21 protein-coding genes and 1 pseudogene are annotated in these 24,383 nt (G+C 67.4%); 10 read left to right on the top strand and 12 right to left on the bottom strand.

Annotated features, from left to right (window positions below; all coding sequences use genetic code 11):
• Positions 1–60: 60 nt before the first annotated feature.
• Entirely contained in the window at positions 61–261 is a 201-nt protein-coding gene (locus FVS66_RS15460) for a hypothetical protein (protein ID WP_149180189.1), read from the top strand.
• Positions 262–797: 536 nt separating this feature from the next.
• Positions 798–1,862, top strand: a complete 1,065-nt coding sequence (locus tag FVS66_RS15455; protein WP_149180188.1) for a hypothetical protein — start codon at positions 798–800, stop codon at positions 1,860–1,862.
• A gap of 171 nt (positions 1,863–2,033) precedes the next feature.
• Here the strand turns inward: FVS66_RS15455 and FVS66_RS15450 are convergent, their stop codons facing one another.
• Both FVS66_RS15450 and FVS66_RS15445 read right to left on the bottom strand, forming a co-directional pair.
• Positions 2,034–3,089 (bottom strand): hypothetical protein, encoded by a 1,056-nt coding sequence (locus tag FVS66_RS15450; protein ID WP_149180187.1) that lies wholly within the window; start codon positions 3,087–3,089, stop codon positions 2,034–2,036.
• 171 nt (positions 3,090–3,260) lie between these two features.
• Positions 3,261–3,782, bottom strand: coding sequence for a hypothetical protein (locus FVS66_RS15445; protein ID WP_149180186.1), 522 nt, complete (start codon positions 3,780–3,782; stop codon positions 3,261–3,263).
• A gap of 272 nt (positions 3,783–4,054) precedes the next feature.
• Between FVS66_RS15445 and FVS66_RS15440 the strand changes: the two genes are divergently transcribed.
• Positions 4,055–5,125 carry a ParA family protein gene (locus tag FVS66_RS15440; protein ID WP_222946907.1) on the top strand — a complete coding sequence of 357 codons (1,071 nt, stop codon included), beginning with the start codon at positions 4,055–4,057 and terminating at the stop codon, positions 5,123–5,125.
• A 124-nt stretch (positions 5,126–5,249) separates the two neighbouring features.
• Here FVS66_RS15440 and FVS66_RS15435 read toward each other — a convergent pair whose 3' ends face one another.
• The 4 genes from FVS66_RS15435 to FVS66_RS15420 form a co-directional block, all read right to left on the bottom strand.
• Entirely contained in the window at positions 5,250–5,786 is a 537-nt protein-coding gene (locus tag FVS66_RS15435; RefSeq protein WP_149180185.1) for a hypothetical protein, read from the bottom strand.
• 83 nt (positions 5,787–5,869) lie between these two features.
• Positions 5,870–6,916, bottom strand: coding sequence for an ATP-binding protein (locus FVS66_RS15430; RefSeq protein WP_187645424.1), 1,047 nt, complete (start codon positions 6,914–6,916; stop codon positions 5,870–5,872).
• Positions 6,913–8,793, bottom strand: a complete 1,881-nt coding sequence (locus tag FVS66_RS15425) for a Mu transposase C-terminal domain-containing protein (RefSeq protein WP_149180184.1) — start codon at positions 8,791–8,793, stop codon at positions 6,913–6,915. Before FVS66_RS15425 ends, FVS66_RS15430 begins: the two co-directional genes overlap by 4 nt.
• Positions 8,790–9,542 carry a TnsA-like heteromeric transposase endonuclease subunit gene (locus FVS66_RS15420; protein ID WP_149180183.1) on the bottom strand — a complete coding sequence of 251 codons (753 nt, stop codon included), beginning with the start codon at positions 9,540–9,542 and terminating at the stop codon, positions 8,790–8,792. The genes FVS66_RS15425 and FVS66_RS15420 overlap by 4 nt, the downstream gene beginning before the upstream one ends.
• A 339-nt stretch (positions 9,543–9,881) precedes the next feature.
• Here FVS66_RS15420 and FVS66_RS15415 point away from each other — a divergent pair, with 339 nt between their 5' ends.
• Positions 9,882–10,700 (top strand): ATP-binding cassette domain-containing protein, encoded by an 819-nt coding sequence (locus FVS66_RS15415; protein WP_262387012.1) that lies wholly within the window; start codon positions 9,882–9,884, stop codon positions 10,698–10,700.
• 103 nt (positions 10,701–10,803) lie between these two features.
• Here FVS66_RS15415 and FVS66_RS15410 read toward each other — a convergent pair whose 3' ends face one another.
• On the bottom strand, positions 10,804–11,988 hold the full coding sequence (locus tag FVS66_RS15410; protein WP_187645538.1) for an ROK family protein: 1,185 nt from the start codon (positions 11,986–11,988) through the stop codon (positions 10,804–10,806).
• A 162-nt stretch (positions 11,989–12,150) separates the two neighbouring features.
• Positions 12,151–14,154, bottom strand: a complete 2,004-nt coding sequence (gene ptsP / locus FVS66_RS15405) for a phosphoenolpyruvate--protein phosphotransferase (protein ID WP_149181775.1) — start codon at positions 14,152–14,154, stop codon at positions 12,151–12,153.
• Positions 14,155–14,330: 176 nt separating this feature from the next.
• Between ptsP and FVS66_RS15400 the strand changes: the two genes are divergently transcribed.
• From FVS66_RS15400 to FVS66_RS15375, 6 genes are all read left to right on the top strand, one after another.
• Entirely contained in the window at positions 14,331–14,807 is a 477-nt protein-coding gene (locus FVS66_RS15400) for a PTS sugar transporter subunit IIA (RefSeq protein ID WP_149181774.1), read from the top strand.
• Positions 14,804–15,085: a PTS sugar transporter subunit IIB gene (locus tag FVS66_RS15395; protein ID WP_149181773.1), complete on the top strand. Its 282-nt coding sequence runs from the start codon at positions 14,804–14,806 to the stop codon at positions 15,083–15,085. Before FVS66_RS15400 ends, FVS66_RS15395 begins: the two co-directional genes overlap by 4 nt.
• Before the next feature lie 50 nt (positions 15,086–15,135).
• Complete coding sequence (locus FVS66_RS15390; RefSeq protein ID WP_149181772.1) at positions 15,136–16,617, top strand: PTS ascorbate transporter subunit IIC; 1,482 nt, start codon at positions 15,136–15,138, stop codon at positions 16,615–16,617.
• 175 nt (positions 16,618–16,792) lie between these two features.
• On the top strand, positions 16,793–18,895 hold the full coding sequence (tkt, locus tag FVS66_RS15385; RefSeq protein ID WP_149181771.1) for a transketolase: 2,103 nt from the start codon (positions 16,793–16,795) through the stop codon (positions 18,893–18,895).
• A 31-nt stretch (positions 18,896–18,926) separates the two neighbouring features.
• Entirely contained in the window at positions 18,927–20,072 is a 1,146-nt protein-coding gene (tal, locus tag FVS66_RS15380; protein ID WP_149181770.1) for a transaldolase, read from the top strand.
• A 553-nt stretch (positions 20,073–20,625) separates the two neighbouring features.
• Positions 20,626–22,044, top strand: coding sequence for a sugar porter family MFS transporter (locus FVS66_RS15375; protein ID WP_149181769.1), 1,419 nt, complete (start codon positions 20,626–20,628; stop codon positions 22,042–22,044).
• Between the two features lie 92 nt (positions 22,045–22,136).
• Here FVS66_RS15375 and FVS66_RS35985 read toward each other — a convergent pair.
• From FVS66_RS35985 to FVS66_RS15360, 4 genes and pseudogenes are all read right to left on the bottom strand, one after another.
• Positions 22,137–22,874, bottom strand: a pseudogene (locus tag FVS66_RS35985) (transposase family protein).
• A gap of 60 nt (positions 22,875–22,934) precedes the next feature.
• Positions 22,935–23,081 (bottom strand): hypothetical protein, encoded by a 147-nt coding sequence (locus FVS66_RS35020; protein ID WP_187645537.1) that lies wholly within the window; start codon positions 23,079–23,081, stop codon positions 22,935–22,937.
• A gap of 168 nt (positions 23,082–23,249) precedes the next feature.
• The gene (locus FVS66_RS15365) at positions 23,250–23,780 is read right to left on the bottom strand and encodes a transposase (RefSeq protein ID WP_262386880.1); all 531 of its coding nucleotides are present in this window, start codon (positions 23,778–23,780) and stop codon (positions 23,250–23,252) included.
• A gap of 50 nt (positions 23,781–23,830) precedes the next feature.
• Entirely contained in the window at positions 23,831–24,316 is a 486-nt protein-coding gene (locus FVS66_RS15360) for a winged helix-turn-helix domain-containing protein (RefSeq protein WP_149180423.1), read from the bottom strand.
• Positions 24,317–24,383 lie beyond the last annotated feature (67 nt).

Raw genomic sequence — 24,383 nt, 5'->3', positions numbered from 1 at the left:
GTGTCCCGTCTCAGCGAAGTTAGCCGGCGGTGTCGCGTTGACCTGCGAGGGCTGGATTGGGTGAGACGGCTGCCAGCAGCCCCCGAGCGTCTGAAGGCGAACCACATCCCCTTCAGCGACGTCCCTGGCTACTCCCAGGCGCTCCGCCGCGTCCAGGGCCTCGGTGCCCGCCAGAAGGAACGCCTCCTCGAACTCTTCCTGCCGCGAGCGAACCTGACCAGCGGCGCCGCCGCCCGCTACAACGGCAGAGGACCCCGGTGATGCCGGGGTCCTCTTACTTCAAGATCAACTGCTGGTGTCAGCGAGGGTTGATCTCGACCTTGACGTGAAGGCACGTACCGGCGGTGATGAGCGGGCCGCCGACGAAGGGGAAGCCAGTGAAGCAAAGGGCGACCCCGGAACCAACGCAGAGAACGGAGAACCCGAACTGGCACCAGGCGAGTGCTCCCTCGGGGCGCCTCCTGCTCACGGAGACGAGGGGCTGGCGCTCTGTCGGATCTACTGGGGTACCGTCGGTGGTAGTCAGGAGGAATACCTCTTTCCTGTGCGTACAGGTACCAGGGCAGTTCTGCTTGCCGGCTCTCTGCCCTGGTCCTGTGGGACCTCAACGGCTGGGGTTCCAGCTCGTGAGATCCATGGTGCGGCGGACTTGACAGGGCCTGAGGTACACTGGTCGACGGATTGATCCGCATGGCGTCGAGTCGACAGTTAAAGTCGAAGATGACATTGAAACTGGATAGCGAAGCCATACGGATCAAACGGTAGCGGTGAAACCGTCAGACTTTTTGAGGACAGCTGTGGCGCAGGAGCGGGATGGCAAGGTCGAGATCCGCAAGGACCAGCTACAGGCTTTGATGGGGGGCGAGCTCCCCGATGCGATCAAGAAGGCCCGCGAGATCCACGCGCGAGGCAAGAAGCCGCAGGTTGTGCGCGTGCGGCGGTCCTTCGTGAGGCTGGAGAAGTTCGGCGGGACGGTCGAGACCGAGAGGAAGCCGCTGCCTCGGGCCGAGCGCCCGCTCTCCGCACAGATGATCACGCCGAAAGGGCTCACCCTGAAGCTGTACCTCCTGATGCTGTTCGCGGCGCAGTGCGAGGCGGCGGTCGGCAAGGAGTGGCCTCAGCCGTACCCGATCGAGCCGGACGCCCAGAAGACCGATTCCTGGGAAGGCTTGGTGGCGACCGTCGCCAAGTACGCCGGGCCCGGCGTACAGGCGTCCTCGGTCCGCACGAACAAGGTCAGGCAGATCGCCCAAGCGATGAAGGCACTTGAGGAGATGGGGCTGCTCAAGTCGGCAACCGGGATTAAGGGGCAGGTCCGCCGTGGCGTTCTGCTCCTGTGCGAGAACGGAAAGAGCAAGGACACCGGCGCCGCGAGCATCCCGTACACCGTGCCGGCCGATGACGAGAGCTTCCTTGAGATCCCCATCGGGTTCTTTACCAACGGCTGGGTCCACGTGCTCACCAATAGCGAGATCGCGGCCCTGCTGATGTGGTTCGACGTCATGAAGTTTGACGCCATGCACGTGACTCCCGAGGGCAGAGCCCCAATGACCGTCGGGTACGTGCTGAGCAACGTGCGCCACGGCTTCTACGGCCTCGGCCGCGACACCTACGAGACGCACAAGCCACTCGAAGCCTTCCAGCTCCTCGACGTACACCGGCCCTCCAAGCGGTACGACAGCGGGAAGTGGAAGGACTTCGAGGAGGACAGCAGCGGCATGGTCTGTCACCGCGTGGTGCTCCGGGACGGCGCATTCGACAGAGAGGCGGGCCCGGTCGTCGAGGAAGTACTCAAGAGGCGCGACGCCACCAACGAGTGGCGTCGGTCCTTCGGCGGATTTCTGCAGCCCCAGAGGTGGTGACCCGGGCCCGGGCCAGGAACCACCGACAAGACCACCACCCGGCTCCGCAACGAGACCGGCGGGACATGGAGCCGATGCGCCCCTGGGGATCACGCACGATCACCAGCAGGCTGGACTCCACGAGGAACTGGCGATAGCTGAATACGAGAGCTCACCAGTAGCCGACTGGAGCTATCCGAGGAGCAGAGACACGATCGAGGCGAGCGAACCCACGATTCCGAACCGGGTGGCGAACGGTTCGATGCGGAGCCTCCACATGGAGCTGCGCAGTTCCGGTGTGTCCTCTTCGGACGCTGCCTGGGCCTGGAGTTCGTCTATGAGCGCGTTCCCTCCGGGATACTCGCCCAGATCCTGCCGGAGCCGGTTGAGAATCGAGATCAGGTCGGCGTCTTCCAGGCCGGTGTTCTGCCGGTTGTGGCTTCCAGCAATGGCTCTGCCGCCCCGGGACGCTGCGGAGGCGGGGCCGCTGCCGAAACTTACGGCAGCGCCCGCCCCGATGTCACCGACGCTGATGTTGGCCTGGGGGGCCTGCGGGTGGTGCTGACTGTGGTCGGTCACGTTCCCTCGCACCGTCTGGGCGTTGCTTCCTCTGGCGGCCAGGCTGCTGTCGTGCACCGGCCCATACACGACATTACTGTCGACGATGATGGTGCCGTTTGAGACGGGCCGCTGCTGACGGGTAGTCAGGAAAAACCACAGAGTCTGCTTGGAGTGCACGAAGTCGATGCCGTCGGCGGTCAGCGTAATGCGTTGGGGCCGGGGGGCGCGGTCGGCCATAAGAAGGCCCTTGGCTTCCAGATAGGCGACGGCGGCGTCTACTTCGTGCCATGTGACCTCGGTGCCGCAGAACCACCACTCCTTGGCCGCGGCGAACTTCTGCAGGTCCGCCGAGCCCCCCGACGGGGAGTTGTTATACGCCCAGTGAGGCAGCACGTTGTTCAGATGTGCCTCGCGTTCGGCTCGTGGCTCCGAGTGGGCCCGCAACTCACGGGCCTTGGCCACGCCGGCCCAGGTCAAGCGGATGAGGGGAGAACGGCCGTTGGCCTGGTTGACCGCACGCCTCGCCCAACCACGCACTACGAGATGGGAGACCACGGCCTGCTCGTCGGCCGCGTCCAACCTGGCGGCTCCCACGATCCTTCCTGCATGGAGGATCTGTTCCGGGTCGTCGCCCATGGCGTCGAAAGCGCTCTGCAGGAACCGGTCGGCGTACACCTCGATTGTCACCCATCCATCGTACGGCGCGAGAACACCACGCCTCCGGGGATCACGCACGGTCACCAGCAGGCTGGACTCCTCGGGGAACTGGCGACAGTTGAATACGCGAGCCCACCAGTACCAAGGCCGCCGTCGCAGCGCAGGGCTCAGGACGCTCCCATAGCGCCCGGGGGTCTGGGTTCAATCGGCCTGCTGGGCGTCCCTCAGCAGCTTCTCGTACAGGGCCTCGGAGGCTTCGATGCTGGCACCGAGGGCTTCCATGCCGGGGGTGACGACTGCGACGGCGACGCGGTCGTTGAGAATGTAGAAGGTGTCGATGTCGTCGGCGAGTTCTGCGATCAGGCGCCCCCGAGGTCCGTCGGCCATCATCTCGGGGGCCTTGTCATACCAGAAGCTGTGGGCGAGGTAGTTGCGGCGCTTGACCGCGTTGGTGAGGTCGGCGGGCAGCTCGGGGTCGCTGCCGCACAGCGGAGTCACCTTGGCGACGAGATTCTGAAAGCTGGAGCTGGCCGCCTTGTTCCACGGGTCAGTACCCAGCACGCGCTTCTCCTGCCGAGCGAGGCCGATTCGGTGGTGCGCGAGCGCGTTGATCAGCCCGCGTTCCACAGTGGCGGCGGTGAACATGGCCAGACCGTAGGCCGCGTAGACAGTCGGATCCTCGTTGGGGAGATGACGTATGGGGTTCTCGTAGTCCGTCGCCATGCCTCTCATAGTGGACGCTCGGCCACCCTCGGTCACTCCCATTTTCGCAACGCCCCACGCGGATCTTCCGGGCCAGCCCTCTGGGGTCAGGGCGGTCGTCTTCGCGCACTGGCGGCTGTGGCCGGCGCGCTGGCGCAGGGATCCGCGGTGGTTGCTCCGTTGCCCCCCGCCGTACACGCACAGTCATCGGTGGGTGGTCATGGTCGTAGCCGTCGGCTGCGTGCAGTGCGGCGAGCAAGTCCACGTCCAGCCCAACCTTGACAATGTCCAAAATGGACGCTACGATGGCTTCATTGTCCAACTCAGGCGCGGATGGGGTGTCGATGATCACTTACGCCTTCTGGAACAATAAGGGCGGCACTGGCAAGACGAGTCTATGTTTCCAGACCTTGTCGCATTACGCTCACAAGAATCCCGATAAACGTATCCTCGTGCTGGATGTTTGCCCGCAGGCGAACCTCTCCGAGCTGCTGTATGGGGGGCTCGCCTTTCGAGGTAGCGAAGTGCTGCTTGCGCGACAGGGGGAGCCGGTGCGTCGCACGATCGGCGGCTACTTCGAGTTGCGCCTGTCTTCCCCCTTTGCCCCACCGACCATCGTGGCGGCTGACTATATCTCGAAGCCCAGTCAGTACAACCAGGCGATTCCAGAGAATATTGACCTCATTGCCGGTGACCCGTTGCTGGAGATGCAGGCAACTGCGATGTCAGCGCTGGCAAACACGTCGATCCCGACCACGAACTCGTGGCTGCGAATCATCGACTGGATTCGTGACCTCCTCGAAACGGTCTCAGATGACTACGACACCGTGTTCATCGACACGAACCCCTCGTTCTCGATGTACACGCAGGTGGCGCTTTCATCTTCCGACAGACTTATCTTGCCGGTGATGGCGGATGACTCATCGCGTCGTGCAATTCAGAATGCCTTCTCTCTGGTGTACGGTCTCAAGCTCCCGTCGGACATCTATACTCAGTACGCCTTCGCGACTCGGCTTCGCGAGGCGGGGCGGGATCTTCCGCAAGTGCATGTGATTGCTAAGAACCGGCTCACTCAGTACATGGGGGCCGCTTCCGCGTACGCTGCGGTGCTGCACTCCATTGACCGGGACGTCGTCGCGCTCATGGCGTCTACCCCCGAGATGTTCACCTTCGACAATATCGAGGACGGCGTCGTGGAGATCCGCGACTTCCAGACCGCAGGCGTGGTCGCTCAGGCGCGTGGATGCCCGCTCTACGCGCAGAGGCCCGGCAAACTGGACATCATGGGGCATCGTGTTCAGGTGAAAGCAGACTACCTGGAGAACTGCGTTGTCGACGCCAGAAAGCTTGTGGCCGCACTCTAAGCCTGGTGAGTGATGCGGGGCCCTGGTGCTATCTGCCAGGGCCCCCTTTGCAGCCTGGACGGATTCTCGGGTGCAAACCGCTTTCGTCCCGCGAATATGCGACACCTCAACATGTGGGCATGCCTCAAGCCTGTCTGAGGCGCTGCTGCCATGACCGGGTACGCCGGAGGTGATAGGCGAGTGCGCCGTAGGAGATCGAGTATTCGTGGTTGTCCAGGAGTTCGGCCCACATCTGTCTCGTGTTGAGGCCGGCGGCGATCATGCCTTCGAGGAGGTCGGAGATTTCGCTGCTGATCGGGTCGGCGCCTCGACGCGTCCCTGGCAGGAGCGGCTGAGCCGTGTCCAGCGCCCGGTGGACGACCCATCTCTGCACGCCATGGCGCTGTGTGAGCAGCCGCATCGGCACACCCCTGTAGGCGTCACGGGCTATGCGGTATCGGAGGTCGCGGCGGCCATGGAAAGGGAACCTCCTCGCATAGCGTGCTGTTGGTTTGAAGCGTCCCCGACGTGAGCTGGCATCGGCAAGAGCGCGGTCCAGGGAATCGGGGCTCCGGCCAGAAACCGCAGCGAGACGATCGAGAATCGGCTTCCCGAACCAGTAGGGCGGTCCGCAGAGGTATTCGTGCAGGTAGCTGGGCTTCAGATGGTTGGCACGGGCCATACGTCGAATGTAAGAGTCCGTGGTTTCCCCAAAGCGGGGCGAAACCTGGACGGGGAGTGGGCGCGGATGGTCGATGGTCCCTGTCAGCACGGGGATGCCTTTGCGTGAAGTGGCGCGGAGGCTTCTGCGGCGTGATCCAGGGGGATCGAGTCGATCCCCGCTTTTGTGACGCGTTCCGTGCCGTTGAGGATCGCGTCGATGGCAGCACCCCGGATCGCGTGGGAGAGCGCGCCGATCATCCCTCCAGTGCGTCTGTGGAGGTGCCGGTCCAGTTTGACCAGGCTGCCCTGTGGATGGTCGTGCAGGAGTAAGGTTTTCTCCAGCGTTGCGACCAATCCTTTCCATTCGTCGCCGTAGGGAAAGGGGCGGGTAGGGACGAGGGTGAAACGACCCGCGATCTGGGCGCCCCGTGTGCCGGCAAGCAGCTCGCTGGTTTCCAGGCTGATGCCCGCGTAGACGAATGTTGCAGGGATACGTTCAGAGAAGTACTTGAGGGTGTCGGAGACTTCGGCGCCCGCCCGGGTGACCTGCGAGATGTTGTGGACCTCGTCAACGAGCACGAGGCCGGTGCGGGTATCGGTGCATACGCCGACCACGGCCTCGATGATGTCCGTCATATTCGATCGGTGCCGCACCGGCAGGCCCAGGAAGCGACCAAACTCCGCGGCAACCATGCGAGCAGTCGCGGCGGGCGGGACCGTGATGTAGAGCACGGGAATGCGGTCCGAGACATTCGGGTGACGAGCCCGGTCGAGAAGCTCATGAGAACGTCCGAGCTGGGAGATAGCGCTCGTCTTTCCTGTGCCGGGTGGCCCGGAGACCATCAGTCCGCGGCGGGCACTGATCGCGTGGCGGTTGAGAAGGACCAGCCGACGGCCGCAGATCACCGTTCTCTCGACAAAAGACGTGGCGACCGTGAGCATGCGGGCGTGATGGTCGAGCCGGTCCTCGTCGTAGAGAATTCGGTCAGCCAGGGACAGTCGCTTTAGATCATCAGGGGCAAGCAACACTGGGGCTGCAGGAGGGCCATCGACGAACCTGCGCCATCCGTCCAAGGTGGTCAATTGTCGGTTGGCATCGGCATCGGCATCCTGCAACGTGGGGTGCTGGGCCGCTTCGGAGCGAGTCACGGGCGCCTCCAAGGGTTGGCGAGCGGGTCGAAGAGGCCCAGCGGGATGACTTCGGCGAGATGGATGTCCGTCCCGTCGTCGTGTGTGGGCTCGGTGGATGGCGTGTCGGGAACCGATCGGTCCCCGGCGGTCACCCGGGTGCGGGCGGCGGCCCGGCGGGCACGTCTGGAACGCGTGGCCGGGGGGTCCTCCTTGGCGCCGGGGCCGTCGTGGGCTCGCCGCAGCAGAGCACTGACGGCATCGGCGATCTGTTCCTCGGTGCCTCCGGAGACTTGCTCACAGGCCCGGTCCCAGGCCAGCTCGCCGAACGGTACGCCGACGCGGTGTAGCTGCTTCCAGAAGACGGTGATCCAACGTTCGCCTTGGCGGTCGCGTACCCAGATCCGGGAGACGTCGTAGGGGTCGTGGTGGATCTCCCACAGGCCCTTCTTCGCCGCCACTCCGGAGTGCTGGCGGCGAAAAGGATTCAACTCCGCGCTGTCGTAGATGCGGTGCTTGATGCGGATGCCATAGGCGTTGATCGCCTGCCAGCGCTCGGGCAGCAGCTCGACGTAGTCATCGGCGCCGAGCGGAACCGGAACGTAGCCGCAGGACTCAAGTAGAGTCGCGTACTTCTCGTTCGGAGAGAACGCCCGCGCCGGTGAATCCGGGTCGCGCAATGCGTCATGGGGCCTGGTCTGCCAGCAGGCGATGACCCACTCGTCGAGAAGGCTCTGAAGTTCGGGCAGCGACCACAGCGGCCCGTCTTCTAGTTTCCGGCCGCGCCGGTCCGTGGTCGAGCCGGTGTAACCGGCGACGAACTGGGCGAACAGCGTCGCCACCGAGCCAAGCGTCTTCTCGATCGTGCCCTTGTCGGTCGGCGTCGCCTTGTGGGCCGGTTGCAGGTTGATACCCAGATAGCGGCAGGACGCCCGGAAGTTGTGCGAGACGAACACCTTGCCGTGGTCGCAGACGATGGTCTCCGGAACAATCACCGGTCGGGCGGCCGCGTGCTCCAGGCGCTCGTCGATACTCAGCAGCCGCCGGTACGGCAGCACCGAGTGGGACATCCGCAGGGCCTCTGGCCAGCCCGGACGCATCGTCTCCGGTGTGACGCTTCGGGCCAGAACCGCGGAGGCATCCGCGGCCTTTGTGGTGGGCCGCAGCACCGCCGCGGTGATCGACCTCGTGGCGATGTCAACCATGGCCGTCAGCTCGACCTTCTCCGCAATCCCGTCATCCAACCGCACCAGCACATCCAGCGGCGTGGAGTCAATCTGCATCAGCTCGCCCGGGGCACTGGCCGGCAGCTCACCGAACGGTCCCGGCGGTCGCGCGTTAACCGAGCGGCGCGTGCGGGCCGACCCGGTGACGTGGGTGCCTGCGGCCAGCTTCTCGAACAGCCGGTAGAGCGTGGCCCGTGACGGCAGCTCAACTGCAGCAGTTTCCTCCCGGTCGGCGAGGATCTGCTTGGTCCGCCAGATGATGAACCCGATGGTTCTTGTCGATGCGTCGGCAGTCTCGATGATTGCCTGCCGCATCGCTTCCACCACTGCCCCGTCGACCTGCCCGAAGGTCGGCATCTGCTTAGCCGACCGGCCGTCCGCCAGCCCGACCAGCCCGTCCCGCTGGTAGCGTTGGCGCCGCTGCTTGATCCCACTGGTCGACACCTTGTGGCCGGCTGCCGTCAGCTCGACCGCCTTGGCCCGCTCCCGCTGGGCCAGCGAGTGCACTCTCGGGTCGAACTCCGGCCGCGGCTTCGCCCCTTTCGGAGCGTCCGGCGGCAGACCGTTCAGGACCTCCAGGATGTGCCTCTCCCACCAGCGGGCCTGGTCGGCGGCCGCTTTGGGGAACTCCGCAATTCGGGCCGTCGGTGGCACCCGCTTCTTCCCGGTCACCGGGCCCTCGCATCCGCCAGGCTCACGATCGTGCGGGGTCCCAGCAGCTGGGCCGCCATGTCCTCAGGGGTCAGCTCCTGGCGCCAGAGCAGGTGGAACAGCACGGGCAGCGTCGCCAGGCGTTCCCCGGCCGCATCCGCCCCGGCCATCAGCGGCCCCGGCGTCGCGAAGACCTCCCGGAGCCGAGCCGCGGCCAGGCCGTTCAGGCATCGGGGATGTCGGTATCGCGACAGCCACCGGGCATTTGCCAGCAGCACCTCGTCCGGCGTCCCCAGCCGCTCGAACCTCCACCCGGTTTGGGTGCAGGCCAGGCGCGTCACCTCGAACGCTTCGGCGTCCTTCGGCTCGATCCGCTCATCCACACGGACATCGATGACCACCGCCGAGCCGTCTCCACGGCGCACGAAGTAGTCCGGGGCGTGCCGACGCTCCCGTTCGCCGTCATGCCAGTGCAGCCAGAACGGCTGAGAAGCGATCCCCACCACCTTGGGATCGAAGTCCATCAGCAGGAGGCGGTCCCGTTCCAGCCACGACTCGAAGCCGACGTGCTGCCCATTCGTGGCCGCCCAGTACCAGCCAGCGAAGTGACGCTCACCACGTGACCACCGAAACGGCCGCACCGGAGCGACATCCTCGAAGCGGGCTGTCACGCAGTCCAGGATCGGCCGCCGCTGACGCTCGCGTACGGCATCCACGTACGACAGCTCGACGTACGGCCCTGCAAGATCCACCCCAGCCGGTACAGCCATCCAGCACCCCCAGTGCGATCACGCTCACGACTAGGTTCACTGAGACAGCAGCCCGAACGACTGAGTTCGCTGAGTAAACGCCTCGATTGGATGACAGCGGACAACATGGGTCGATAAAGGTTTCGGAAGACTATGGCGCAAAGATTTGCGCAAAAGCTGTACAGTGTGCCGTGATCGGAGTAGCGTCGGAGATTGCCAGGGGATTCTCACGGCAGTGCCACAGATCCTTGACCGGCACGAGGTGATCCGGTGCCGGACGACGGAGGTTACGTAATGAAGAGCGAGACGCCGACCGGATCGGACCCCGGCTTCGCGGCCGCAGGCGAGGCTCGGATCGTCATGCAGGCCCAGGGTCTGGTGAAGCGTTACGGCAATGTCGTAGCGATTCGGGAGTCGGACTTCGACATTCGCGAGGGTGAAGTCCTGGCTGTGGTCGGCGACAACGGCGCCGGCAAGTCCAGTCTGATCAAGGCGCTGTCAGGTGCGCTCATCCCGGATGCCGGCGCCATCACTCTGCATGGAAAGCCGGTGCGCTTCCATTCTCCGCGCGATGCCAGAGTGAAGGGCATCGAGACGGTGTACCAGACACTCGCGCTTGCACCTCAGCTGGACATCGCGACGAACCTCTTCCTCGGGCGGGCACGCCGGCGTCCGGGAGTCCTCGGTTCGTGGCTGCACCTCCTCGATCACCGGGCCATGCGGGAGGAAGCCGCGGCTCAGCTGGACGCGCTCGGCATTGCCACGCTCCAGGACATCGGCCAGCTGGTCGGGTCACTGTCCGGAGGGCAGCGGCAGGCGGTGGCGGTGGCGCGGGCCGCCATGTTCGGCACCGAGATGATCATCATGGACGAGCCGACGGCCGCGCTCGGGGTCAGGGAGTCGGACCAGGTCCTGGAGCTGATCCGGAAGATCCGGAACCGCGGCATCCCCGTCATCCTGATCAGTCACGACATGCCGCAGGTCTTCGAAGTGGCCGACCGTATCCACGTGCACCGGCTCGGCCGCCGGGCCGCCGTCGTGAAGCCCGGCAGCGTCACGATGACGGACGTGGTCAGCCTGATGACGGGTGCGCTGAGCCAGGACAGCGAAGGCGCCCTCTTCGAGACCGCGGTCTCGAAGCACAGGCATGAAGGATCCGGACCCGTCGCGCAGGTCTGACGGTCCGGCCATGTCGACGTGGACCTCGAGCACCCCGCATCCTCTGGTCCCGCGGACTGCCGATGTCCGGCCGGTTGCCGGACGAGACGCCTGGGCTTTTTACTCAGCGGCTGCTGAGCTGGGCGTCGATGGCTTCGGGTGCGAGGAGCTGTTCGGAGGCGAGGGTGGCGGCGCCGACCAGGCCGGCGTCGCCACCCAGGAGGCTGTGAGTGATCTGCAGGTCCCGGGTGGCCAAGGGGTGGGAGCGGGCGTAGACGGCTTCGCGGATTCCCGCCAGCAGGGTCTCGCGGGCTTCTGCGAGGGCTCCGCCGACGGCCACCACGGAGGGGTTGAGGACGCCGACGAGGTCGGCGACCACGCTGCCGATGGCTCGCCCGGCCTGACGTACCAGGGCGACGGCATCAGGGTCGCCGGCACGGGTGAGCGCCACGATGTCCGCCGCTGTGCGCGCGTCGCGGTCCATGCTCCTGAGGTCCCGCGCGATTGCCCAGCCGGCGGCGTCGGTCTCCAGGCAGCCGACGCTGCCGCAGCGGCAGACTCTGCCGCCGCCGCGGTTGAGGTGTCCGATGTCTCCGGCGGCGCCCAGCGAGCCGCGGAAGAGCTGGCCGCCGAGGACCAGGCCGCTGCTGATGCTCATGCCGGCGCTGACCATGAGCAGGTCGGCGGTGTCGGGCCACTGCTTGCGCTGTTCGCCCAGGGCCATGACGTGGGCGTCGTTCTCCACGAAGACCGGGATGCCGGAGAAGCGGCCGGCGAAGAAGGCACGAAGATCGAATTCATACCATTTGCTCATCATGGTGGGGGAGTTGATCCGGCCGGTGGCGGTCTCGACGGGGCCGGGCAGGGCGAGTGCGACGGCCCGCACCTCGGCAGCCCCCTTGCCGGCCTGTCCGAGGGCGGTGGTGAAGTGGTCGCCCACCTGCCGCAGGACCTCCTCAGGCCCGGATTCCGTTTCCACCGGGCCGCCGGTTGTCGCCAGGATCCCGGCCGCCAGGTCGGTCACGGCGACTCGGCAGTGGTCGAGCCCGAGATCGGCGGCCAGGATGATCCCGGACCGGTGGTTGAACTCGAACACCTCGGCCGGCCGCCCGACCGGGGCTGCCCCGGGGCTGCCCGCTCCGTAGACGATGTATCCGGCCTCCAACAGACCGGTCAGCCTGTTCTCGACGGTGGCGCGGGCCATGCCGGAGGCGCGGACGAGTTCGGACCGGGTCCGCGCCCGCTGGTTGCGGATCATGTCCAGGAGGTGGCCTGCCCCCGACGCTGCTCGGCCGTTGCGAATCCCCATGACGGTCATTATGCCAATCGTGTGCAGAATTCGGTTTCGCAGTGGAGGGAAGCCCGGGCTGGAGTGAAGCCGGGCCGGCGCGGGATCGGGGGGGCACGCGCCGGCCCGGGGATGCGGGCCGGGCCGAGGCGGAGCGGTACGTCACCGCGCCGGCCCGGGGCCTCAGGGGCGGGCCGCCAGTTGCGCGCCCAGTGCGGTGACGGCGTCGAAGGCATCGCCGCCGCGGGCCTCGATCCGTACGTCGGTGCCGCAGTCGACCCCCAGGCCCAGCACGGCGAGCATCGCCTTGGCGTTCGCCTGCCTTCCGTCCACGTGCAGGGTGACCTCGCAGTCGAAGCCCTGAGCCGTCGACACCAGCTGCGAGGCGGGGCGGGCGTGCAGGCCCTCGGGGTCCGCGACGGCCACCGTGGCGGCCCAGCCGCCGCCGTCCAGCGGCTCGGCGGTGATCTGCTCGGCCGGCGCGGAGGAATCCAGCAGCCTGCGCACCGCGTCGGCGTCGTCCGCGTGGGCGGCCCGGCCGGCGAGCGCGGCGGCGTCAGCACTGCTCACGGCGGCGATGGAGCGCGCGGCATCGGGCAGACGGGTGGCGGTCATGGACAGCTCGTCGACGCCCAGACCTACCAGGAACGGCTGGATGGCGGGGTCGCTCGCGGCCTCGCCGCACACGCTGACCGTGATGCCGTGGGCGTGCGCCGCCGCGACCACGAGGCCGATCGCGTGCAGCAGCGCGGGCGTGTGCGCGTCGAGCAGGCGGGTGACGCGGGCGTTGTCCCGGTCGGCGGCGACCAGGTACTGCAGCAGGTCGTTGGTGCCGATCGAGAAGAAGTCCGCCTCCCGCGCGAGGGCCGCGGCGGACAGTACGGCCGCCGGCGTCTCGATCATGACGCCGAGCTTGACCGGACCGTACTCGACCCCGTCCGCGGCCAGCTCGGCGCGGACCTCTTGGAGGTGGCTGCGCACGGCGCCCAGTTCGGCGGTGCCGGAGATCATGGGGACGCAGACCCACACCTCGCCGTGCGCGGCGGCGCGCAGGACGGCCCGCAGCTGAGTGCGCAGCACATCCGGGGCGTCGAGCAGCAGCCGCACCCCCCGGTGTCCGAGCATCGGGTTGGCTTCGGAGCTGGTCAGGGGCGGCAGCGGCTTGTCACCGCCGACGTCGAGCAGACGGATCGTCACACGCCCGCCGTCCAAGGCCCGGACCGCTCCGGCGTAGGCAGCCAGTTGTTGCTCCTCCTCGGGCAGGCGGTCGCCGGCGAGAAAGACGAACTCGGTGCGGAACAGACCGACCGAGCGTGCGCCGGAGCGGTGGGCGCGGACGGCCTCGTCGGCGGACCCGATGTTGGCGGACAGCCGGATGCTGCGGCCGTCACCGGTGGTCGCGTGGGGCAGGGGCTTTGCGGCGGCCGCCGCGCGTCGGCGGGCGGCCGCGGTGGCGCGTGCGACCTCCTCAGGGGCGGGGTCGGCGGTCACGGTGCCCCGGTCACCGTCGACGAGAAGGGTCGCTCCGGCCCGGACGGCTTCCAGTCCGGGCACCTGGACGACGGCCGGGATGCCGAGAGAGCGGGCGAGGATCGTGGTGTGGGCCGTCGGTCCGCCGCCCGAGAGGACGAAGGCGCGCAGGCGGGTGCGGTCCAGGCCGATGGTCTGCGACGGCGTGAGGTCGGTTGCCACGACGACGGCGCCCTCGGGCAGTTCGGCCTGGGCCTGGCGAAAGACGCCGAGGGCGGCGAGCAGGCGCTGGCGCAGATCGTCGATGTCGGTGGCCCGCTCGGCGATCCGCGCGCTGCCCGAGGAGCGCAGTGCGTCGGCCTGCGAGGTGAGCACACGCTGGACGGCGGTGGGGGTGTCCACGAGCTGGTCGCGCACCGCTGCCGCCAGGCGTTCGCGCAGCTCCGGGTCGGCCAGCATCGCCTGGTGCGCGGCGATGATGCCCTGCTCCTCGGCGCCGGACACGGCGGCCAGGAGGGCGTCGAGCTCCCGCGCGGCCTCCTGCAGGCAGCCGTCCAGTCGCGCCAGCTGGCCTGTGACTTCGTCTGCCCCGATGTTCGCCTCCACCAGATGCGTGTCGGGAGAGTTCCACAGCACTGCCGTGCCGCCGGCAATGCCGGGGGAGGCCGCGATGCCGGTGAGCGCAGTCGCGGTGACCGGTACGGAGGGTGTCGCCATCAAGGGTCCTAGGGTCGGGCGGCCGTTCGCCGCGGTTGCCTGAGTCTCAACCCGATTTCGGTTCAAAGTCAACAGTTTTACGTCTAGCGCTAGACAGAATTCCTGTCTACGCTGCCGTCACCCGGCGCACAGTTCCGCGATCCGGGCCATATCCCCCAATCAGCAAGGTCCTTCTCATGTCCGACAAACTGTCCCTGCTGGGTCTTCTCCCGGAGCAGTCCATCCTGGTGAACGTCTCGGCGAGCGACTGGCGGGCGGCCATCCGCCTCGCCGGCGAGGGGCTGATCCTGGGCGGTGCCGCCACCGCCGACTACGGCGACGAGATGATTGCCACCGTCGAACAGCTCGGCCCCTACATCGTCATCGCCCCAGGGCTGGCACTGGCCCACTCCCGCCCCTCACCCGCGGTCCGGCGCACCGGACTGTCCTGGGTGTCCCTGCAGGAGCCCGTCAACTTCGGCCACCGGGACAACGACCCGGTCCGCCTGGTCGTGGGCCTCGCCGCGACCGACCACAGCCAGCACACCGCGGCACTCGGCAGCCTGGCTCAACTGCTCAGCGAGCCGAAGCGGCTGGAAGAACTCCTCACCGCCCCCAACGCCGCCACCGTGCGGCACCTGATCGCCAACTTCGACCCGGAGGTCCAGTCATGAAGATTCTCACCGTCTGCGGCATGGGAATGGGCAGCAGCATCATCCTGAAGATGAACGTCGAGAAGGCCCTGCGAAACCTCGGCGTGAGTGCCGACGTCGAGGTCGCCGACATCGGCACCGCCCGTGGCGCAGCCGCCGGAGCGGACCTCGTCGTCACCTCCGGTGAACTCGCCACACAGCTGGGCGAACTGAAGGCCAAGGTCGTCGTGATCGACAACCTGGTCAACGTCGACCTCATCGCAACGGCGCTCAACGCCGCCCTCTCCGACGCCAACTGACGGGCAGCACTGCTGCTCCCCGCCCTCCCCACCGCTCCGAGGAACACCCCATGGATGTCATCGTCGGCATAGCCAAATTCATCGTCAACAACGTTCTCAACCAGCCCGCCTACCTGGTCGGCATCATCACATCGATCGGACTGCTCGCCCTGCGCCGCAGCATCGGTCAGGTCATCGGCGGCGGTCTGAAGGCCGCGATGGGATTCCTGATCCTCGGCGTCGGCGCCGCTACCGTCGTCAGCGCCCTGGAACCGCTCGGCAAGCTCATCCTCGGGGCGACCGGCGCCCGCGGCGTGGTTCCCACCAACGAGGCCGTCGTAGCCCTGGCGCAGGAGCAGTTCGGCGCCCAGGTCGCCTGGGTGATGATCGCCGGCTTCATCGTGAGCATCCTGCTCGCCCGGTTCACCCCCCTGAAATACGTGTTCCTGACGGGCCACCACACCTTCTTCATGGCCACCTTGATCACCGCCCTGCTCGTTACCGCCGACCTGTCGGCGTTCTGGATGATCGCGGTCGGCGCCGCCCTGCTGGGCACGATGATGGTCGTCATGCCGGCCTTCACCCATCCCTGGACGCGCCGCGTCACGGGAGGTGAGGACGTGGCCATTGGACACTTCGGGTCGATCGGCTACATCACCGCCGGTACGGTCGGGCGCCTGGTCGGCAAGCGCAGCAAGAGCACCGAAGAAATGAAGTTCCCCGACGGGCTGAAGTTCCTGCGCGACTCGATGATCGCCACCGCGCTGTCCATGGTCCTCATCTACACCGTGTTCGCCCTGGTCATGCTCGGACGGGTCGGTAAAGCCGAGGCGTTCGCCGTCATGGAGGCCACCACGGTGGGCGACTACATCATGGCCGGAGTCATGCATGCCCTGCTGTTCGGTGTGGGCGTGGCCGTCATCCTCTTCGGCGTCCGCACCATCCTCGGCGAGCTCGTCCCCGCCTTCAACGGCATCGCGGCCAAGGTCGTCCCGGGCGCGCTGCCTGCGCTCGACTGCCCGGTCACCTTCCCCTACGCACCCAACGCCGTCCTGATCGGATTCATCGCCAGCTTCACCGGCGGTCTGGCCAGCCTCGGCATCCTCATGGCCTTCAACGCGCCGATGGGCCTGGCGCTGATCCTGCCCGGCATGGTCCCGCACTTCTTCACCGGCGGTACGGCCGGCGTGTTCGGCAACGCCACCGGCGGACGCCGTGGCGCCATCGCCGGAGGCTTCGTCAACGGCGTGATCATCACCTTCCTGCCCGCCCTACTGCTCAAGGTGCTCGGATCGCTCGGCCTGGCCAACACCACCTTCGGCGACGCCGACTTCGGATGGTTCGGCCTGTCCGTCGGCTATGCGGTCAAGCTCGGCTCCACAGGCGGCATGCTCGTGATCGCGTTCATCGTTCTCGTCCTTCTGAGCGGTGCCATCGCCTTCCAGCGCCTCGTGGTGAATCGCGGCTGGAACCCGAGTGCCCCGCGCGAAGCCCACTTCGCCGGCACCGCCAACGAGGACGCCGTCCCGCAGTCCGTCGCCGCCGGCTCCTGACCGCACCAACCCCTCTGCCCGCCGGGACGCCCCGGCGGGCAGACGGCGCCCCACCCGACCGCAGGCAGACATCCATCAGTTCCCGGAACGTCATCGGAGCCGTCACCGGCCCCTCGATTCCGCACCCCACCAGAGCCGGCGACCAAGCCGGCCAGCGAAGGAGCCCTGACGCAGTGTGAGCACCAAGCCGACCACCAGAGACCTTGAGTGGACCGCGTTGGACCAGCGGGCAGTCGACACGGTCCGCGTCCTGGCCATGGATTCCGTACAGAAGGTCGGCAACGGCCATCCGGGTACGGCCATGAGCCTGGCGCCGGCCGCGTACACCCTCTTCCAGAAGGTGATGCGGCACGACCCGGCGGATGCCGACTGGACCGGGCGCGACCGGTTCGTCCTGTCCGCCGGCCACTCGTCCCTGACCCTCTACATCCAGCTGTACCTGGCCGGCTTCGGCCTGGAGCTCGATGATCTGAAGGCGTTCCGCACCTGGGGCAGCAAGACCCCGGGCCACCCGGAGTACGGGCACACCACCGGAGTCGAGACGACGACCGGCCCGCTGGGCCAGGGTGTCGCCAACGCCGTGGGCATGGCGATGGCCGCCCGCTACGAGCGCGGTCTGTTCGACCCCGAGGCCGCCCCGGGCACCTCGCCGTTCGACCACTTCGTGTACGTGATCGCCGGTGACGGCTGCCTGCAGGAGGGCATCTCGGCGGAGGCGTCCTCGCTCGCGGGTCACCAGAGGCTCGGCAACCTGGTCCTGCTGTGGGACGACAACCACATCTCGATCGAGGGTGACACCGAGACCGCGATCTCCGAAGACACGATGAAGCGGTATGAGGCCTACGGCTGGCACGTGCAGCGCGTGGAGCCGAAGGAGAACGGGGACCTGGACCCGGCCGCCCTGTACGCGGCGATCGAGGCGGCCAAGGCCGTCACGGACCGGCCGTCGTTCATCGCGATGCGCTCGATCATCGCCTGGCCCGCCCCGAACGCGCAGAACACAGAGGCCGCGCACGGCTCGGCGCTGGGCGAGGAGGAGATCGCGGCCACCAAGCGCGTCATGGGCTTCGACCCCGAACAGCACTTCGAGGTCTCCGACGAGGTCATCGCCCACACGCGTGCGCTGGGCGAGCGGGGCCGGGCGGCCCGTGCCGTGTGGGAGAAGTCCTTCCAGCAGTGGCGGGACGACAACCCCGAGCGCGCGGCCGAGTTCGACCGCATCCGGGCCGGCGAGCTGCCCGAGGGCTGGGAGGACAAGCTGCCCGAGTTCGAGACGGGCAAGGGTGTCGCCACCCGCGCCGCCTCGGGCAAGATCCTCCAGGCGCTCGGGGCGGTCGTGCCGGAGCTATGGGGCGGTTCCGCCGACCTGGCCGGCTCGAACAACACGACCATCGACAAGACGTCGTCGTTCCTCCCCGCGGGCAACCCGCTGCCGGAGGCCGACCCGTACGGCCGGACGATCCACTTCGGCATCCGCGAGCACGCCATGGCCGCGGTCATGAACGGCATCACGCTGCACGGCAACACCCGCGTCTACGGCGGCACCTTCCTGATGTTCTCCGACTACATGCGCAATGCCGTGCGCCTGTCCGCGCTGATGCACCTGCCGGTCACCTATGTGTGGACGCACGACTCGATCGGCCTCGGCGAGGACGGCCCGACCCACCAGCCGGTCGAGCACCTGGCCTCGCTGCGCGCCATCCCGGGCCTGAACATCGTGCGCCCGGCCGACGCCAACGAGACCGCGATCGCCTGGCGCGAGATCCTCAAGCGGTACACCAAGGAGTTCGGCAAGGGCGCCCCGCACGGCCTCGCGCTGACCCGCCAGGGCGTGCCGACGTACACGCCCAACAAGGATGCCGCGCGCGGCGGTTACGTCCTCTTCGACTCCGAAGGGCTCGACGGACAAAACACCGCGCCCCAGGTGATCTTGATCGCGACCGGTTCCGAAGTGCACGTCGCCGTCGCGGCCCGCGAGCAGCTCCAGGCGGCGGGTGTGCCGACCCGGGTCGTGTCGATGCCGTCCGTGGAGTGGTTCGAGGAGCAGGACCAGGGGTACCGGGACTCGGTGCTTCCCCCGTCGCTCAAGGCGCGTGTCGCGGTCGAGGCCGGTATCGGCCTGACCTGGCACCGCTACGTCGGCGACGCAGGACGCATCGTCTCCCTCGAACACTTCGGCGCCTCCGCCGACGGCAAGGTCCTCTTCCACGAGTACGGCTTCACCGCCGAGGCGGTCGCCGCCGCCGCGCGGGACTCACTTGCCGCAGCCGCGTACTGACGCCCAGGAACACGATTAGGGAGAACCTCTCATGACAGACGCACTCAAGCGCCTCTCCGACGAAGGCGTCGCGATCTGGCTGGACGACCTTTCGCGCACGCGGATCACCTCCGGCAATCTCGCCGAGCTGATCGACCAGCAGCACGTCGTGGGTGTCACGACCAACCCGTCGATCTTCCAGAAGGCGATCTCGCAGGGTCACGGCTACGACCAGCAGCTGGAGGACCTCGCGGCCCGCAAGGTGACCGTCGAGGAGGCCATCCGCATGATCACCACCGCGGACGTGCGTGACGCCGCGGACGTGCTCCGGCCGGTCTTCGACTCGACGGGCGGCCAGGACGGCCGGGTGTCGATCGAGGTCGACCCGCGCCTGGCGCACAGCACGAAGGCGACCATTGCGGAGGCCAAGCAGCTGGCCTGGCTGGTGGACCGGCCGAACACCTTCATCAAGATCCCGGCCACCAGGGCGGGTCTGCCGGCGATCACCGAGGTCATCGGCCTCGGCATCAGCGTCAATGTGACACTGATCTTCTCGCTGGAGCGCTACCGCGAGGTCATGGACGCCTACCTGGCCGGTCTGGAGAAGGCCAAGGCCGCGGGCCTGGACCTGTCCAAGATCCGCTCGGTGGCCTCGTTCTTCGTGTCCCGCGTGGACACCGAGATCGACAAGCGCCTCGACGCCCTCGGCACCTCCGAGGCCAAGGAGGCCCGCGGCAAGGCCGCGCTGGCCAACGCGCGTCTCGCCTACGAGGCGTTCGAGGAGGTGTTCGGCAGCGACCGATGGGCCGAGCTCGACCGGGCTCAGGCCAACAAGCAGCGGCCGCTGTGGGCCTCGACCGGTGTCAAGGACACGGCGTACAAGGACACGCTCTACGTCGACGAGCTGGTCGCCCCGGGCACGGTGAACACCATGCCGGAGGCCACCCTCGAGGCCACCGGCGACCACGGGCAGATCACCGGTGACACCGTCCGCGGCACCTACGAGCAGGCCCGCGCCGACCTCGAGGCCGTCGCGAAGCTCGGCATCTCCTACGACGAGGTCGTCCAACTGCTCGAGGACGAGGGCGTCGAGAAGTTCGAGGCGTCCTGGAACGACCTGCTCAAGTCGACCCAGACGGAGCTGAGGCGCCGGCGCGGGCGCGACGCACATGGGCCGCTTGGGCACGGCAGGCGGTAGCCCACGAGGCACCGGCAGAGTCGCCGGCAGTCTGCAGCCGGCCCCGGGGCCGAAGCCCCCTTCACGAAGTGAAGGGGGCTTCGGCATGAGGTGAGGGCCCGGAGGTGAGCGTGACGTTGGCGGCGCAGGCACTGCTGCACAGAGCGGCGCTCGAGTACGGCCCGGCCGCGAGCGAAGCCCTCGTGAACAATTTTTGCGCAAAGCATTGCGCTCTAGGCAGCAATGTCGGATGCTCATGCGGTCCGCACGTTGGCCCGACCGATCCGTCGAAGGCCGGCTCTGTTCTCTGGAGGGCACAGTGGCCCCTGCCCAAAGCCCAGTTGCCTACCGCCGCCACCGCCGCAGCTGTGCCATCGCCCCTCGGGCGGTGATGTGCGCGGCAGCCTCCGGGCGTGAAGCCGGCAGAGGCGGGCGGGACGCCGGGAGCCAGGGGCAGACGGGACCGCGGCGGCGCTCGAGCCCGACTCACGGATGAGCGGCCGAGTCCCGCAATTCGCCATGGCGGCCGCAGACCAAGCGATTCACGTTCCGAGAAAGGAAAACAGCGGATCCCATGCAACTCGCCACAGACACGTCCAGACAGTCGGCCACCACAAGGGCAGGCTCGTCCGTAGCCGTGGTCGCCATGATCGCGGCCATGTCCGGTCTTCTCTTCGGATACGACACCGGAATCATCGCAACGGCGCTCCCCGGAATCAGCGAGTCCTACAACCTCACCTCCGAGGGCGACAAGCAGATCATCACATCCGCACTGCTGCTCGGCGCCGTGTTCAGTGCCCCGTTCACCAGCTACCTCTGTGACCGGTACGGTCGCAAACCGATGCTCCTGCTGATTGCCGTACTCTTCATCGCGGCGACCGCGGTCTGCGCCATACGGACCACTCCTGCCATCCTCACCGTGGCCCGCTTCTTCCTGGGTCTGGCCATCGGTGCGGCGAGCGGCGCGGCCCCGATCTACATCTCGGAGATGTCACCGGCGGAACGACGCGGCCGGCTGGTCGTGCTCTTCCAACTCATGATCATGATCGGAATCGTCTGCGCCCACTTCACCGGCTACTTCATCGGGCACCAGGCCTGGCAGTGGCTGATCGGTTTCGGTGTCCTTCCTGCACTCGTGATGCTGCTCGGCGTCACGCTCCTCCCCGAGAGCCCGCGCTGGCTCTACGCCCACGGCATGATCGAGAAGGCGCAGGCGGTGCTGCTCAAGCTGCGTGGTGACCGCGAACTGGTCGAGCGCGAGCTCGGCGGAATGGCGGAGGCCGTTGCCGAGGAACAGCAGGCCAATGCCGGCTCGTGGAAGGAGTTCTTCTCGGCGCGTGTGCGCCCCGCGCTGGTCCTCGGTGGCGGTGTCGCCATGTTCTCGCAGATCACGGGAAACAACGCACTTGTCTACTACATGCCCACGGTCTTCCACGACCTGGGATTCTCGGAGAACGCCTCCGTCCTGATGCCGGCCTTCGGCGCGGTCGGGGTACTGGTCATGACGTTCATCGGCAGCTACCTCGTGGACATCATCGGTCGACGCAAGTACCTGCTGGTGATGGTCCCCATCTCGATCCTGTCCTTCATCGTGATCGCGCTCCTGCTCGGCGAGGGGAGTGACGCCACCCAGGGTTGGCAGCTGTACGCCGTCTTCGCCGCGGTGATCCTCTACATGGTCGCCAACAACGGCGCGTTCGGGGTGACGATCTGGCTGATCAACTCCGAGGTCTATCCGACGAAGCTGCGGGGCAAGGGCGGTGCCTTCGGCGCCTTCAGCCACTGGTTCTTCGACTTCCTCATCGCCGCCACCACGCTGACGATGTTCCAGTACCTCGGTGCGGCCGGTCCGTTCTGGCTTTTCACGGCCATCTCGGTTCTGTCTCTGGCGTTCGTCTACTTCCTCCTGCCGGAGACCAAGGGCAAGTCGCTCGAAAAGATCGAGCACGAACTACATCAGGGACGGTTCTACCAGTTCCAGCGTCGCGGCTGACGACCGGTGGAATCGAGCACCGACACAGGCGTCTAACGAGCTCGTGCGTGGTTGGCGGTGGCGCGTCGGAGACTGCGGATTTGCCGGTGGGTTCACGTTTGCGGATTGCTGGCCAGCGTCGTGGTCTGCTGATGGGAGAGGAGTCCGGCGACGGCCTGGACGATGTCGCTCATGTGCTCGCGGCGTCCGTGATGGCGGGCGAGGGTCCGCCAGTTCTTCAGGTGGCCGATGCCGTGCTCGACCCGGATGCGGCGTGAGGAGTGGGCCTTGCGCTGGCGCTTGTGCATCTCCTCGTACCACTCGGGCGGGTTCTTCTTGAACTTTCGGTGCGGCGGCGTCACTACGCGGCCGCCGGTCTGGGCACCGAGTCCTTGATAGCCGGCATCGACCAGAATCTCCACGGCAGGACCGTTGGCCAGGAGCTTGACCAGACCCAACTTCCGGGCGTGAGTGATGTCCGCTCAGCTCGCCGGCTCAGCCGGGCTGCAGAACAGCAGCCGCCCCTCGGCGTCCGTGACGACCATGGACTTCACGGCGTTCTGCTTGTTCTTGCCGGAGATGAACTTCTCCCGGTCCTTGTGCCCGGCGGCCGGGCGGCGGACCCGGATCTCGGTGCCGTCGATGATCCCGGTCTGCCCGCTCGCGCCGAGGTGCTCGATGGCCTCGGCGAGGGTACGCAGCCGGATGCCGGGTGCGACGGTGCAGCCGCGCTCGGCGAGGAGGGGCCGTACTTCACCGATTGCGCGCGTGATGGTGGAGCGGTCGACACCGAACCAGCAGGCCAGCACGTCGTGGGTGGCCCCGTGCCGGAGGTGGACGAGGGTGGCCAACAGCCCGTCGACGAAGGCCAGTTTGTGCTTCGCTCCGGCACCAACCGCCCGACGGCGGGGTCATGACGCCAGCGCGGCTTGATGCCGCTCGTGCCACAACGGACCGATCTCGGCTGCGAGTTCAGCGATCACCTCGGGGATCAGCCCGGTGATCCGTTGGCTTCGGATGATCGCTGCACGTGCCCGGTTCCCCACCACACCAGCCATGATCAACGATCCAGTATCGACGCGCCACCGCCAACCACGCACGAGCTCGTTAGCGGAAGCCGTCCGCTGGCGCGAGTGTCTCCGGGCCCTTGCGCTGTGCACAGCCCCTCGGGCCTGCCCTGATTTCCCGCTGTTACTGAGGTTGAACTCGTGATGTCGCTGGGTCGTTCAGGTGGGTCTGATGGTCAGGCCGGTCTCGGCGAGGCAGCCGTCTATCAGGTGGCTGCGGTACTGGATGTGCCGGAGGCCGCGTCGGATGCGCTGGACGAGGTGTTCGGGGGTATTGAAGGCGACGTTGGAGAGCCAGCCCCGCCGCAGTAGTGACCAGATCCCTTCGACGGGGTTGAGGTCGGGTGCGTAGGGCGGCAAGTAGTAGATGGTCAGCCAGTCCCGGGCTTCGGCGAACTCCCGCAGCCCGGCGGCCTTGTGAACGTTCAGGTTGTCCCAGACGAGCACGATCGGGCCCCCGAGCTGCTGGTGGGCGGCGATCAGCAGGTCCCGGTAATCGCGCCAGGAGAAGCTCTTGCGTCCGTCGCGCTGACCGTCGTCCCTGCGCGGCCGGTAGATCAGCCGCGACCGGTGGCCGGGCTTGTAGCAGGTCAGCGCGGCGATGGATATCCGTCTGCGGGAACGGCCCCGCACCCGCACCACCGGGGTCCGGCCGCGCCGAGACCAAGTCTTCGCGTGCGGCGGCGTCATGGAGAAGCCGGCCTCGTCCTCGAAGACGAGCCAGGCCCCACGGGCCGCCGCTAACCTTCCGCGCGGGGCCACACCTCCTTGGCCCACCCCGCGACCGCATCGTCGTCCCGCTCCACGGCCCGACGGGCAGGCACCTGGCAGGACCAGCCATTGCGCACCAGCAGCTTCCGCACGCCCTGGACCGTGTAGGTCAGGTGGAAGCGCCGGCCGATCACCGTCTTCACACGGCTCAGGGTCCAGCGTTGGTCTTCCCAGCCGTGCGCGGCCGGACCCTTGGCCAGCTCCGCCTCCAGCTGCGTGAACTGCTTCTGACTCAGCCTCGGCAGCGACGCCGGCCCCTGCGACCGCAGAGCCCGGGGACCGCCCTCGTCCCACATCTGCCGCCATCGCTGCACCGAACGGACGCTGACCCGCAGGTCCTTCGCGATCACCGAGCTCGCCTCGCCCAGGGCGAACCTCTCGGCCGCCTTTAGCCGTAACTCCTCGCGGAACTGCTGCCGTTCGGCGGTCAGCCCGCCCCCTTGTGGATACCGCATGCCTTCGGTGATACCGCACAGGCGACGAGCCGTCAGCCCCTACGACACCACGAGTTCAACCTCAGTA

This window comes from Streptomyces sp. TRM49041 (genome assembly GCF_008271805.1).
Lineage (GTDB): Bacteria > Actinomycetota > Actinomycetes > Streptomycetales > Streptomycetaceae > Streptomyces.
The sequence above is the reverse complement of the archived record's forward strand: the minus strand, read 5'-3'. Positions and strand labels throughout refer to the sequence as shown.